The sequence below is a fragment of the Oceanospirillum sediminis genome, from assembly GCF_014164585.1.
GTDB lineage: Bacteria > Pseudomonadota > Gammaproteobacteria > Pseudomonadales > Halomonadaceae > Oceanospirillum > Oceanospirillum sediminis.
This window is the reverse complement of sequence record NZ_JACJFM010000001.1, coordinates 54,180-68,365: the sequence shown is the minus strand read 5'-3', so window position 1 is coordinate 68,365 and position 14,186 is coordinate 54,180. Positions and strand designations below refer to the sequence as shown.

The following is a 14,186-nucleotide window of genomic DNA, read 5'->3' as shown; positions in this document are numbered from 1 at the left end:
CCGACGACATTTATTGTTATTGGTGCTTGAGGAGACACATCCGTTTTCTCTTCCTGCAGAACGCACGGTCCGTTCTACTCACTCAATGTTTATAAGTTTCCGCATCAGCGAAAAGTTCATGCTATGTCTGTATTGCAGTGAGACTAGCAATAGATTTCATAATTCGCAACAAAAATTTCCTATTGGAAACTTATTTGTTTTTTTATCTATAGAAGAGCTAAGGTTTCCTTTAAAACCGCCCGGTGCTTGTGTAACATTTTTGGAAACAGCGGCCTGAGTGTGTTCGGGCGCAGAGAAATACAGGTAAACCCATGTCAGATGAACCATTTTTTTTAAAAGAAGATAAAGTACAGGTAACCCGTGCTGAAACCAGCACAGAAGCAGAAGTCGAGCCTTTGCAGCTTGGTAAACGGGTCAGAGAGATTCGTCTGAGTCAGAATCTGACTCTGGAAGAAGCCAGTAAATTAACCGGACTGGCCCGATCCACACTTTCTAAGATTGAAAACGAGCAGATTTCACCGACTTTTTCTGTGGTCAACAAGCTGGTCGCAGGCCTGGGTATTGATATCCCTCAGTTGTTCAGTCAGCCGAAAAAGAATCAGGGGGCAACCGGGCGTCGTGATATCACGCGTAAGGGTGAGGGGACACCACATCCGACGCCGACTTATGAGCATGAGTTACTGGCATCTCAGCTGACCAGCAAAAAAATGATTCCTTATCGTACTGTAGTGCGTGCCCGTTCTTTCGATGTTTATCCGGAATGGGTGCGTCATGATGGCGAGGAGTTCCTTTATATAGAAAGTGGTTCAGTACTCTTCTACACCGAGTTTTATGAGCCTATTGAGTTGTTTGAAGGTGACTCTGCCTACTATGACTGCGCAATGGGACATGCCCTGGTGTCCTCCAGTGAAGAGGATGCCGTAGTTATCTGGGTAACTGCCTGACTCCTGCTCTGACTTCGTGGCAGCTCAGGCTGCCCGGAGCATCAGTTTGGCGCGGGCTTTATCTTATTTTTCCTTTCAGTGTCTTTATCCTCTTCCCTTCCCTTTTAAGCTGTGATTTCTTTAACCCTATGGTTGTCAGGTTGTTGTCTGCTTTTCTGAGCATATTTCTGCTCGAAATAAGAAAAAAATCTTGCATCAGGTTTTCTATTGGTCTAACTTGTTTCCTATTGGAAACTTGTGGTCTGGATCAGTAAAAAGATCTCTGATAAGACGAACAGGTTGTAGATATAAAGTGTATAAGGTTTGTCTGGTACGCCGTTCTGAAGTGACTAATCCGTGATTTTAGTAGGGTTTTATCGCAGATGGGTATTGGCGGGCGGCTGCCAGACCAGACCTTTTCCTGACTAATAACAATTCAAGAGGTTCGATATGGCTGAAACGCAGGGTGCTCTGAAGAAAACTCCTCTGTTTGATCTGCATACAGAGCTGGGCGGGAAAATGGTTCCTTTCGCAGGTTATGAAATGCCGGTTCAGTATCCACTGGGCGTGAAAAAGGAACACCTGCACACCCGTGAAAAAGCGGGACTGTTTGATGTTTCCCATATGGGCCAGGTGAAACTGACCGGTGAAAATGCAGCGGCAGCGCTGGAAAAACTGGTTCCTGTAGACATTATTGATCTGCCTGCAGGTAAGCAGCGTTATGCGATGTTCACTAATGAAGACGGCGGCATCATGGATGATCTGATGGTGACCAATTATGGTGACTGGATCTATGTTGTCGTGAACGCAGCCTGTAAAGAGCAGGATGTGGCTCACATGCAGGCTAACCTGGATGAAGGTGTTGAACTAGAAGTTCTGGATGACCGCGCGCTGGTTGCGGTACAGGGTCCTGCAGCGGCAGCTGCAATTGCCCGTCTGGCACCTGAAGTCAGCGAAATGGTATTTATGGATTCTCGCCAGATGAAAATTGATGGCGTGGATTGTTTTGTATCCCGTTCCGGTTACACCGGTGAAGACGGTTTTGAGATCTCTATTCCTTCTGCAGATGCTGAACGTCTGTGTCGTCTGTTCCTTGATCAGCCTGAAATTGAAGCGATTGGTCTGGGTGCTCGTGACTCTCTGCGCCTGGAGTCGGGTCTGTGTCTGTATGGTCATGACATCGATACTACAACGACGCCTCTGGAAGGCAGCCTGATCTGGGCTATCTCTAAGAATCGTCGTGCAGACGGCGAACGTGCGGGTGGTTTCCCGGGTGAAGAGAAGATTCTGTCTCAGATTGCCAATAAAGACTGGGCACGTAAGCGTATTGGTCTGCTGGGTGAAGGTCGTGCGCCAGTACGTGAAGGTACTGAGCTGTTTGATGAAGCAGGCAACAAAATCGGTGTGGTAACCAGTGGTACTTACGGACCGACCGTTGAGAAACCAGTGGCTATGGGTTACGTAGAAACTGCTTTCAGTGCTCTGGAAACGGTTGTTTATGCCGAAGTACGTGGCAAGAAACTGCCAATGACCGTATCCCGCATGCCATTTATCGAGCAGCGCTACTACCGCGGCTGATAAATACGGGGTGAGTTATGTGGCTTAACTCACCCCGATATCAACGCTCAGTTATCTGAACGTCACAGAACGATACAAGGAAAGGGCGTTTCAGCCCTTTCTTCATAATAAGAATCCACTCTGAGGAGATGTTATGGAACTGATTCCCTTAACTGAGCTTAAAGGTGAGTCCAAGATGGCGCGTCTGCGTCACAAACCTGACCCAACCCGTAAACGTCTGCGCAAACCGGAGTGGATTCGGATTGATCCTCGCAGTAATGGCAACGTCAACGCGGTTAAAAAGCACCTGCGTGAGCAGAATCTGCACACTGTATGTGAAGAAGCGTCCTGCCCTAACCTGGCGGAATGCTTCAGTAAGCGCACGGCGACCTTTATGGTCATGGGGGCTATCTGTACCCGTCGTTGCCCTTTCTGTGATGTGGCCCATGGTCGTCCTATGGCACTGGATCCGCTTGAACCACGTCATGTGGCGGAGTCTATTCAGAAGATGAATCTGAAATATGCCGTGATTACCTCTGTGGATCGTGATGATCTCAGAGACGGTGGTGCAGAGCATTTTGCTGACGTGGTGCGTGAAGCCAGAGTTCTGAATCCTGAACTGACCGTCGAAATTCTGGTACCGGATTTCCGTGGCCGTATGGAGATCGCACTGGAAAAACTGTCAGAGCATGTACCTGATGTGCTGAATCATAATCTGGAAACCGTACCCTCTCTTTATAAGTCTGTACGTCCCGGGGCTGACTATCACTGGTCTCTTAACCTGCTGTATCAGTTCAAGCGCCTGAATCCTGAGGTCACCACGAAATCTGGTCTGATGGTCGGACTGGGTGAAACCAAAGATGAGATGATTCAGGTAATGAAGGATCTGCGGGCTAATGATGTGGATATGCTGACTATAGGGCAGTACCTGCAACCAACAAAATATCACCTGGCGGTTGAGCGTTACGTAACACCGGAAGAATTTAAAGAATATGAAACTATTGGCATGGAGCTGGGCTTCAGTAATGTTGCCAGCGGGCCTATGGTGCGTTCCTCCTATCATGCCGATATGCAGGCAATGGGCGAACAGGTCGGATAACAGTTGAGGGAATGAAGATGAAAACCGCTACCGAAACGGGCAGTAATCCACTGTTGCACCTGAATATTTCCGCTGAGCTGGATCAGAAGGGGAGCGTGAGTGATATTACGATGCGCCAGTGTTCCCTGGTCAGTGATCTGAATCTGGACATTGATCCGGATAACCTGTCTTTTCTGATTGCTGTCGGTGACGTCACCGGCGCCTCTCAGCCGTTGGCGGTCAGCCGTATCTCCTGTATTGGTCAGCTGGCTATTTTGTGGCTGGACCTGAATCACTGGTTGGTACTGCCACCGGTACAGAGCGGCCTGTCCGTTTCTCAGGCGCTGACCATGACTTTTGGCCAGGATATCAGTCTGAAAAGTGACGACAATGCACTGCGTGCTGATCTGACAGAAGCTGCTGTACGTTATCTGCTGGAAAGTGATAACACCGCTGAAATGCACTGTGAAGCGGATCAGCGCCTTAAAGACAGTATGCAGCGCCTGATTGCAGAGGGCGTCACCATTCAGTCTCTGTCGGAGCAGGCTGAGTACGACATTCTGCTGCGTCAGGCCTGTGTGGATCGTCTGAGCCAGTGGCTGACTCAGTCTCAGGATGCCGGTCAGGTCGTCAATGCCTGACTTCTCCCGGTTGATAGTGTAATAAAACAGGGTCGGATAATTTATCTGGCCTGCAGTGATAGTGAAAAGCGTTATGTCGATCTATACGGTTGTAGAACATTCAGAACTGAATGAATATCTGAAAGGATATGATATTGGCACTCTGACAGGCTTCAAAGGTATTGAAGCCGGAGTTGAAAACACCAATTACTTTGTTTCCACCACCGAAGGTGAATTTGTGCTGACGCTGGTGGAGTCGGTATCTGCCGCTGACCTGCCTTTTATTCTGGGCTTTGTAGCGCATTTGTCGGCGCGTGGTGTGGCTGTTGCTCAACCGATACGTAACCAGCAGGGTGAACTGTTTGGCGAGCTGAAACAGAAACCAGCGGTGTTTATGAAGCGTCTGGCCGGAGACCCGCTGGATAAACCGGATAATGTTCAATGCGAAGTGATCGGCCTGACACTGGCTCAGGCTCACCTGGTTGCGGTTGAGTTGCCAGCTGATGCTTATCAGAACATCTATCACTGGTGTCGAAATCTGAGTGAAAAAGTGCTGCCAGAGCTGGATGAAGAGCAGGCTGGTCAACTGGCTGCTGCGGTACAGGCTGCCGGTGATTTACCCTGGAGTGAATTACCATCAGGCCCGGTTCATGCTGACCTGTTCCCGGATAACGCCCTGTTTGATGGCCATAATCTGGCTGGACTGATCGACTTCTACCATGCCTGTTCAACCGCTTACCTTTATGATCTGGCTGTGACGCTGAATGCCTGGTGTTTCGATGAAGAAAAACAGTTCTACGATACAGATAAAGAACAGCTTCTGCTGGCAGGCTATGAGAGTGTGCGTCCGCTGTCTGGTCAGGAAAGACAGTGCCTGCCTGCGATGAAACGTGTCGCTGCACTGCGTTTCTGGTTATCCCGTTTGCGGGATACGTTATTCCCGAAAGAAGGTGAACTGATCACTGTGAAAGATCCTGAAGGTAAACGTCAGTTACTGACGTTTCTGGAAAATCAGGGCTGATGTTGCTCTTGGTCAGATATTATCTTTTGAAAAGAGCCGTTGTCAGATGCAACGGCTTTTTTGCTGGTTGAAATGCTGCTTAATTTCTCAGACAGTAAAACGCCCCATTTCCTGCTTCAGCATACCTGACAGTTCGAATAACTGATCGCTGGTGTGGCGGTTGGTATCTGCGGATTCCAGGTTGCTGCGCATTGCTTCCTGAGTGGCATACAGTTGCTGTTCTGCCTGATGCATCGTCGCAATCTGCTGTTGGCTTATGTCCACAATCGCCTGGTTCTGGGTGTTCAGTTCACTGATCCGATGCTCAATTGAGCTGAATAGTTCATCGATACGTTCATTGTGCCGCAGGCGTTCATTGGTGCTGGATTGAGTATTTCTGATCACCTGAGTTGCATGGCGTATTTTGTCCTGTAGCTGATCAATCTGCTGATAGATCTGCACAGCAGAATCCTGGGTTTTGAGTGACAGGTTGCGCACTTCATCGGCGACGACTGCAAAGCCGCGCCCTTGCTCTCCGGCTCTGGCTGCTTCAATAGCAGCATTCAGTGCCAGCAGGTTTGTCTGAGCTGCAATCTCGGCAATGCTTGCCATCACTTCACTGATTTTCTGGCTATCCGCTTCCAGTTGTTCAATTTCCTGAACTGCAGCTTCTACGTCAGTAATCAATTGCTTACTGGCTGTCTGGTTCTGCTGAGAGAGCTGAGCGATTTCATCCGACTGAGTGCTGATTACACGGGTCATATCACTGGCTGCTTCAACGCGGGACTCAACTTGCTGGGAGTAGCTGGTGGTGTTACTTAGTGCCTGGCTAAGCTCCTGTAACTGACTGTCCTGCTGGTGGCAGGTTTCCAGTGTGCTGTTTGCTGTGTTGTGCAGCTGATTTGCTCTGGATTCCAGGGTAGTAGCGGTTTCGGCGGCATGAGATACACTATTGCGGATTTTCTCGGTAAAGCGATTGAATGCTCGGGACAGTTCACCCAGTTCATCTGGGCTCTGACTGTTCAGGTGTACACTCAGGTTACCATCACCATCCGAAATCTCTTTCATATGACCGACCACCAGATTGATCCGGCTAACCACTCGCCAGGCCAGCCAGACGGTTGCCATGGTCAGTACAACGCACAGCAGCACTGTAAGTACCATAGCATTCAGGCGTTTGGATGAAATCAGGGATTCGATCTGGGTGCGGGTGTCATTATGCAAAGCATCCAGTTCCTGGATCAGCTGCTGGCTTCTGGCATTCAGTTCTCCCAGTGCGCCCTGGGATTCATCGAGGCCAACGCTGCGTGAAACCTGTACAAAGCGCTTAAAGGTTTGCTGGTATTGCTGCATTGGCTGGCGAATGCCATCTTTCTGTTGAGGGTTCAGTGCAGAAGCGTTGTCCAGTTGTTGCTCGAATATCTGAAAGCTGCTATCAAATTTTTGTACATACTTTATCTGATGGCGCAGCATAAAGTCTTTTTCATGTCGGCGTAGCATCAGCATGGCCGCTGTTAACTGGGTTTGCCCGGCATCTTTGATACGCTGTTCTGCCTGATGTACTGCCTTTCTTAGCTGACCATACATGCCTGTAACCGGTGTCAGTCCCAGATTCAGTTTCTGAGTTCTTAGTTGGCTGAATGCTTCGGTGTAACGGCTGGTACCCTGAATGACCCGGCTTAAGGGGGGGAGAGGAAGTTCCTGTTGCCTGAACTGCTCTTCCAGTAATTTGAGTGTTTGTTTCAGTTCGTCAGCCTGTTGCTGAAACTCCTGAGCAGATTCTTCCTGATTATTCAGGCTGAAATTCTGTGCCTTTCTGGCCATTAGTTGCAGCTGGATATGGCTGGATGAGAGTTTGTCTTCGGTCAGGTAGAGTTGTTCCAGTTGATTCAGGGTGTGATTCAGTAGTATCAGAATAGAAAAGAATCCGGCAATACTGCCTGCAATCAACAAAATAAACCGTTGGCGGATAGACATATGCTGGCGACTCCTTGCGACTCTGAAAATAAGCAAAACAGTTTATTCTGCCGGTAAATTAATTCCTCTGGGTTACAGAAAGGTTACAGAATAGATAAATAATTAAACATATGGCCGGGCGGTGGCATGAAAACGCTGAAGTCGGTGGGAAAGAAGATAAAGGGCGCAGAAGAAAAAGGGTACTCTTCTGCGCTTTGTACAAACAGAATCTGATTTAACGATTTTTAAATCAGTTGTTTGCGTGTAGGGCTTCGTTCAGCTCAATCGCAGTCTTGTTGGTCAGGCACTCAACTGCGCCGTTCTGAGAGTTACGACGGAACAACAGATCGTCTTTACCTGCCAGGTCGCGGGCGCGAGCCACTTCTACCAGTTCACGGTTGTCATCCAGAACATTTACTTTAGTGCCCGCTGTGATGTAAAGACCAGCTTCTACGATGCAGCGGTTACCCAGAGGGATGCCGATGCCCGCATTCGCGCCAATCAGACACTCGTCGCCCACAGAGATAATGATGTTACCACCACCGGACAGAGTACCCATAGTGGAACAACCGCCGCCCAGGTCACTGCCTTTACCGACATAAACGCCAGCAGAGATGCGGCCTTCGATCATGCCAGGACCTTCTGTACCTGCATTAAAGTTAACAAAGCCTTCATGCATAATTGTCGTGCCTTCGCCCAGGTAAGCGCCCAGACGGACACGGGAGGTATCAGCAACACGAGTACCGGCAGGTACAACGTAGTCGGTCATTTTCGGGAATTTATCGACGCAGTCTACCGACAGCGCTTCGTTGTTCAGACGAGCCTGAAGCTGACGCTGTGTCAGTTCGTCCAGGTCAATTGCACCCTGACTGGTCCATGCAACGTTAGGCAGTACGCCGAACATACCGTTCAGGTTAGTACCGTGTGGTTTAACCATGCGGTGAGACAGCAGGTGTAGTTTCAGATAAACCTCTGCCACTGCTTTCGGATCAGTGTCTTCTTCGATGAAAGTTGCCACCAGTGGGCGCTGGCTATCTGTAAACGTGGCAACCAGTTCTGCCTGAGCCGTTTCACCTGCACTGTTCAGGGCATCGGCCAGAGCGGCAGCCTTATCGGCACCAAATTCAACAACCTGGTTACCACCCTGGTAATCAATTGTCTGAGCTACGGCATCAACCAGTGCCACAGCCGGATTCAGTAACGGCTGAGGATAGAAGACTTCAAGCCATTCTCCTTTGCTGTTTTTTGTACCAACACCAAAACCAAAACTGAAAAATGGAGAAGCTGACATATTTACTCCTGCAAGAAATAAGCTGGCTGTTTTCTATTCAGCCAGAATGTACTAAAAATGATTCCGCCTGCCAGATGTTAACTGTGCTGAGTTATGCTTCAGGTTAACGGCTATGGCGGATAATTAAATATGGTTCAGAGATCAAAAAATGCAGCATATTCTGCATCTTTAAAGCCGTTGTGGTACTGGCCGTCATGATCTATAACCGGACGCCGTACCAGAGTGGGGGCTTCAACCATCAGGGCAATGGCTTTGGACTGGTTCAGATCACTTTTCTGATCGTCATCCAGTGCTCTCCAGCTGGTGCTGCGCTTATTCAGAACTTTTTCCCAGCCCAGAGCATCACACCACAGAGTCAGTTGTTGCTCTGTCAGGCCATCTTTTCGGAAATCGTGAAACTGAAACTCAATATTCTGTGCTTCCAGCCATTTACGGGCTTTTTTTACAGTATCGCAGTTGGGAATGCCATACAGAGTTACTGACATGGATCTGTTCTCTTCGGGTTGATTGATCAGGTTAACGATCCAGAGTCCCAGGGTTCACTCAGGAACCCCGATAAGCCTCTGCATCTGATAAAGGCTGGTATCAGATTACAGAGATTCAGTAAAGCGACGTATACGCTCTGCTGCCTCAATACATTCGTCCAGAGTTGCAACCAGGGCCATGCGTACCCGGTTTCTGCCTGGATTTTCTCCGTTGATCGTTCTGGACAGGTAGCTGCCAGGCAGTACGGTAACATTCTGCTCGGCAAACAGTTTCTGGGCAAAAACCTCTTCCTGTACCGGTGTTTCTGGCCACAAATAAAAGCTGGCTTCTGGCTGGCTGAAGTTCAGCACCGGAGACAGGATTTCGGTCACTCTGGCAAACTTCTCGGTATAAACTGCACGGTTAGCGATGGTGTGTTCTTCGTCATTCCAGGCTTCAATACTGGCCAGTTGGTGCTGAATCGGCATAGAGCAGCCGTGGTAAGTGCGGTACAGCAGAAACTTCTGCATCAGTTCTGCTTCACCAGCGATAAAGCCGGAACGCAGCCCTGGCAGGTTAGAGCGTTTGGACAGACTGTGAAAAACAACGCAGTTTTTATAATCGTCACGCCCTAACTCAGCACAGGCCTGCAATAAGCCCGCTGGTGGGTTCTGTTCATCAAAATAGATTTCGGAGTAGCATTCATCAGAAGCGATCACGAAGTCATACTGATCAGACAGTGCGATCAGTTTTTTCAGAATGTCAGATCCGATTACAGCGCCGGTCGGGTTGCCGGGGCTGCACAGGAATAGCAGCTGAGTGTTCTGCCACACTTCCTCCGGTACGGCATCAAAGTCGGGTATAAAGCCGTTTTCTGCCAGACATGGCATAAAATAAGGCTCTGCACCAGCAAGATAAGCGGCGCCTTCATAGATCTGATAAAAAGGATTCGGCGTTGCGATCAGAGCATCGGGTTTACGCTCAATTAACGCCTGAGTGAAGGCAAAAATCGCTTCACGGGTACCATTAACCGGCAGCACATGATCTTCGGCTGTCAGTGTACCTGTATTCAGTTTAAAGCGACGCTGACACCAGTTGGCAATGGCTTCCCGCAATTCAGGCATACCCTTAGTGGTGGGATAGTTACTGATACGGTTGATGTTAGATGTCAGGCAATCCAGTACAAACTGAGGTGCCGGATGGCGGGGTTCGCCAATAGACAGAGGGATATGAGTCAGGCCTTCGGGGGCTGACACCTGGGCCTTCAGAGCCGTCAGTTTTTCAAAAGGATAAGGTTGTAAACGGTTCAGATCTGGGTTCATTCCGGAGTCCAGCCAGTTAGCGGGCAGCTGTCTCAGTCTCTGATAACAGCAGCCTGATGCATATCATTATCTTACAGGGTTAGTCGGGCATTATAGAGAAGCCTGCATCCTGGAACAAATAACCCAGTGTAATTTTCATGATCAGATCGGCTGATAGCCCGGTATATGCTTCTTTTCTCTCCGGCCGGTGGCCGGAGAAAAACGGGTATAAATATCGAAAAATTTTGCGTGCCGTCTGGAATAAGGTGATTACTGGCTGTTGATGACCTGTTCGTCCAGCTCCCGGCAGATGCGTTGCCTGAGCTGAACGCACAGTTCCGGGTCACTGACTGGCTTCAGATCTCTGTCCGTGATCACAAAAGTATCTTCAACCCGCTCTCCCAGGGTGACGATGCGTGCATTCAGCAGGTTGATATCCATCTCGACAAAGATGCGCCCGATGCGGGCCAGCAGTCCGGGGCGATCCGGTGTGGTCACCTCAACCAGAGTGCGCTGAGTAAACGGATCATTACTGATCACGACCTGGGTGGGCATCGTAAAGTGCTTCAGCTGGCGCGGTGTACGTCGCTGTACAATATCGCAATAATCTGCCGGATCATCCAGCTCTTCGATCAGTACCTGTTTAATCTGATGGATTCTGTCCGGGTTTCGGATTGGTTCACCGTTGTGCTCCAGTACTATGTAGGTATCGAGACTATAGTCGGTGCTGGAGCTGCTGATGCGGGCATCATGGATGTTCAGGTTCAGCTGTTCCATCGCGGCTACGGTGGCGGCAAACAGATGGGGTTCTTCTTCGGTATAAATAAATACCTTGGTGCCGCCGACCTGTTCTACTTTATTCGGGTTGGTTACCAGTACCAGTGGGACGCCAGGTGCTTTATGTTGCAGGATCTGCTCCGTCTGGAAGGCAATTTCCCGAGCTGTATCCTGCAGGAAGTAATCTTCCCCCAGGGTGTTCCACAGCGGCCAGATCCGGGTTTCATCAACCCCCCATTTTCTCAGCAATGCCAGTGCGTCCTGCTGGGTTTCATGTACTGATTCCTCCCGGTCCATCGGGTTTTCCAGGCCGCGACGCAGTGCTCGCTTGGTTTCCACATACAGTTGCTGCAGTAAAGTGGCACGCCAGCTGTTCCACAGGCTGGGATTAGTCGCATTAATATCAGCAACCGTTAGTACATAAAGATAATTAAGACGAGCTTCGTCACGAACCTGCTGAGCAAACTCCTGAATGATTTCAGGATCAGAGATATCTTTTTTCTGGGCGGTCATCGACATCAGAAGATGTTGCTCCACCAGCCAGCTGACCAGCCGGGCGTCATGTTTGCTCAAGTGGTGGCGTTCACAGAAATGAAGGGCGTCTTTCGCTCCCAGTTCGGAATGATCACCGCCACGTCCTTTGCCGATATCATGATACAGACCGGCAATGATGGCCAGTTCAGGTTTGGGCAGACGATGGATAATCTGGGAGGCGAAAGGGAAGCTTTCTTTGGCTTCTTCTTTCTGGAATTTGTGCATGAATTTCAGCAGCAGCAGAGTATGAGCATCCACAGTATAGATATGGAACAGGTCATGCTGCATAAGGCCGATAGCATAGCCGAATTCCGGCAGGTATTTTCCCAGAATGCCATAGCGACTCATGCGTCGTAGCTGACGAGCAACATTACCGGGGCTTCTGAGCAACTCCATAAACAGTGAGGAGTGGCGAATATCCTGACGGAAGCTTTCGTCAATCAGATGACGGTTATCTCTCAGCAGGCGTATGGTTGAAGCTCTGACGCTTTCAATCTGAGGGTTCTGAGCCATCAGCAGGAAAATTTCCAGCAGGGCAAAAGGGGTCTGCTCAAATACTCTGCTGTGAGTGGCTTCAATTTTTCTATTAACAATCTGGAAGCGTTTATTCAGAGGTTCAATGCGAGCTTCGTGTCGTGATTGCAGGATAGCATCGTCAAAATGCTGCATCAGCACATCGTTCAGTTCCGTCAGGGACATAACAACACGGTAATATCGACGCATAAACTGTTCAACAGCCAGGCGTTCATCGTTATCTGCGTAGCCAAAAAGTTCTGCCAGGGTGCGTTGATGATCAAACAGCAGACGATCTTCAGGACGTTTCGCTGTCATATGCAGCGCATAACGAACCTGCCATAAAAAGGACTGGCCCTGCTCCATAATACGCACTTCAGATTCAGTCAGAAAACCTTCGCTCATCAGACCTTCCAGTGTATGAGTACCAAAGTGTCGTTTAGCGACCCAGCCGATCATCTGGATATCTCTCAGGCCGCCAGGTGAGCTTTTGATATTAGGCTCAAGATTGTATTCGTTGTTGTTGTACTTGTAGTGCCGGGTAATCTGTTCCTGCCATTTAGCTTCAAAGAACTCACTGCTGTTCCACATTTTATCTGTGTCCAGGCGGGTGATCATCTCTTCGCGCAGGCTGTCAGGGCCGGTAATGGTCCTGTTTTCCAGCAGGTTGGTCGCTACGGTAATATCGGCCTTCGCTTCCCGTTCACAGTCGCTTAATGAGCGTACGCTGTGTCCGATATCCAGGCTGATGTCCCATAAGAAGGTGACAAAACGTTCCAGATTGTCACGATAAGGCGTGTCGTCGTCATTCCGCAACAGGATCAGCAGGTCAATATCAGATTTCGGGTGGAGTTCTCCTCGCCCATACCCTCCAACGGCCAGCAGGCTGATATGGTTATCGGGCCAGTCGTACTCCTCCCAGGCAACGCTGAGTAACTGGTCGATAAACCAGGCTCGCCCATGGACCAGGTCCCTGATATCAGCCCCTTCCAGAAAGCGTTGATCCAGCTCGTTCTGGACAGTCTGAATAGTTTGCCTGAATAAGGTGATGCTGGAGCGTGCATCGGCAAGCTGTTGCCTGAACGTGTGTTTGTTAAACAGCGACGGATCAGCTTCAAACTCATAGGGTGTTAATGGCATGGGCGGTCAGATCCCTTTTTTACAGGTCAGTTTCTTCTTTGCGCTTGGTCAGAATCTCACAGCCATCTGCCGTTACCAGCAGAGTGTGTTCATACTGAGCCGACAGACTGCGATCTTTTGTGACCACAGTCCACTCATCTTTTAGTACCTTACAGTGACGTTTTCCGGCATTGATCATAGGTTCAATGGTAAAGGTCATGCCCTCTTTTAATGCAAGACCTGTACCGGGTTTGCCGTAGTGCACAATTTGAGGGTCCTCGTGGAAGCCCTTGCCAATACCGTGCCCGCAGTATTCACGGACAATGGAAAAACCAAATGATTCAGCATGTTTCTGGATGACTGCACCTATATCGCCCAGAGTCGTGCCAGGGCGCACAATTTCGATCGCTTTGTACAGGCATTCCTGTGTCACCTGACACAGACGTCTGGCCTGGATTTTGGGTTCGCCTACCAGGAACATCTTGCTGGTATCACCGTGATAGCCATCTTTAATAACGGTAATATCAACGTTGATGATGTCACCTGTTTTCAGAATTTTGCTTTCGCTTGGAATGCCGTGGCAGATGACCTGGTTAACTGATGTGCAGATGGATTTAGGGAAGCCGTGATAATTCAGCGGGGCTGGAATCGCATTCTGTTCGTTGACGATATAATCATGGCAGATACGATTCAGCTCTTCAGTGCTGACACCCGCCTTTACGTGTGGCTCAATCATTTCGAGGACTTCTGCCGCTAAACGGCCGGCTACACGCATTTTTTCTATTTCATCGGGTGTTTTAATAATTACTGTCATGTCTGAAGTGTCGTTACTGTCGTTTCGGGAATTTGCAGACTTCGGGTGTCCGGGTGAACGGGCCAGGGAATGAATCCGGCTGTTATCCCGAGTCAGGAAAATCTGTCAATTGCAATTCATTCTCTGTAAAGATGTTAACCTGTATTGCATTGCGGTGGGAGGGGCTGATCAGGATTAAATTGAAAAATAGAGCGTAATCGTTGGAATTTTTTTCATTTCTTTTGCTCATATCCTGCAA

General features: G+C 49.2%; 11 protein-coding genes. 5 read left to right on the top strand and 6 right to left on the bottom strand.

Annotation, left to right across the window (positions count from 1 at the left end; translation table 11 throughout):
- Positions 1 to 311 precede the first annotated feature (311 nt).
- The 5 genes from H4O21_RS00295 (at position 312) to H4O21_RS00275 (ending at position 5,199) form a co-directional block, all read left to right on the top strand.
- A complete protein-coding gene (locus tag H4O21_RS00295) occupies positions 312 to 944 on the top strand; it encodes a helix-turn-helix domain-containing protein (RefSeq protein WP_182806818.1) in 633 nt (210 codons plus the stop codon).
- 429 nt (positions 945 to 1,373) lie between these two features.
- Positions 1,374 to 2,501 carry a glycine cleavage system aminomethyltransferase GcvT gene (gcvT, locus tag H4O21_RS00290; protein ID WP_182806817.1) on the top strand — a complete coding sequence of 376 codons (1,128 nt, stop codon included), beginning with the start codon at positions 1,374 to 1,376 and terminating at the stop codon, positions 2,499 to 2,501.
- 133 nt (positions 2,502 to 2,634) lie between these two features.
- Positions 2,635 to 3,579: a lipoyl synthase gene (gene lipA / locus H4O21_RS00285; protein WP_182806816.1), complete on the top strand. Its 945-nt coding sequence runs from the start codon at positions 2,635 to 2,637 to the stop codon at positions 3,577 to 3,579.
- 17 nt (positions 3,580 to 3,596) lie between these two features.
- On the top strand, positions 3,597 to 4,199 hold the full coding sequence (locus tag H4O21_RS00280; protein WP_182806815.1) for a hypothetical protein: 603 nt from the start codon (positions 3,597 to 3,599) through the stop codon (positions 4,197 to 4,199).
- 73 nt (positions 4,200 to 4,272) lie between these two features.
- Positions 4,273 to 5,199, top strand: coding sequence for a homoserine kinase (locus H4O21_RS00275; protein WP_182806814.1), 927 nt, complete (start codon positions 4,273 to 4,275; stop codon positions 5,197 to 5,199).
- An 87-nt stretch (positions 5,200 to 5,286) separates the two neighbouring features.
- Here the strand turns inward: H4O21_RS00275 and H4O21_RS00270 are convergent, their stop codons facing one another.
- From H4O21_RS00270 to map, 6 genes are all read right to left on the bottom strand, one after another.
- A complete protein-coding gene (locus tag H4O21_RS00270) occupies positions 5,287 to 7,155 on the bottom strand; it encodes a methyl-accepting chemotaxis protein (protein ID WP_182806813.1) in 1,869 nt (622 codons plus the stop codon).
- Between the two features lie 229 nt (positions 7,156 to 7,384).
- The gene (gene dapD / locus H4O21_RS00265; protein WP_182806812.1) at positions 7,385 to 8,425 is read right to left on the bottom strand and encodes a 2,3,4,5-tetrahydropyridine-2,6-dicarboxylate N-succinyltransferase; all 1,041 of its coding nucleotides are present in this window, start codon (positions 8,423 to 8,425) and stop codon (positions 7,385 to 7,387) included.
- Positions 8,426 to 8,559: 134 nt separating this feature from the next.
- Positions 8,560 to 8,910 carry an ArsC family reductase gene (locus H4O21_RS00260; RefSeq protein ID WP_182806811.1) on the bottom strand — a complete coding sequence of 117 codons (351 nt, stop codon included), beginning with the start codon at positions 8,908 to 8,910 and terminating at the stop codon, positions 8,560 to 8,562.
- Positions 8,911 to 9,015: 105 nt separating this feature from the next.
- The gene (dapC, locus tag H4O21_RS00255; RefSeq protein ID WP_182806810.1) at positions 9,016 to 10,212 is read right to left on the bottom strand and encodes a succinyldiaminopimelate transaminase; all 1,197 of its coding nucleotides are present in this window, start codon (positions 10,210 to 10,212) and stop codon (positions 9,016 to 9,018) included.
- A gap of 249 nt (positions 10,213 to 10,461) precedes the next feature.
- On the bottom strand, positions 10,462 to 13,155 hold the full coding sequence (locus tag H4O21_RS00250; protein WP_182806809.1) for a [protein-PII] uridylyltransferase: 2,694 nt from the start codon (positions 13,153 to 13,155) through the stop codon (positions 10,462 to 10,464).
- 19 nt (positions 13,156 to 13,174) lie between these two features.
- On the bottom strand, positions 13,175 to 14,050 hold the full coding sequence (gene map / locus H4O21_RS00245; RefSeq protein WP_370463906.1) for a type I methionyl aminopeptidase: 876 nt from the start codon (positions 14,048 to 14,050) through the stop codon (positions 13,175 to 13,177).
- Positions 14,051 to 14,186 lie beyond the last annotated feature (136 nt).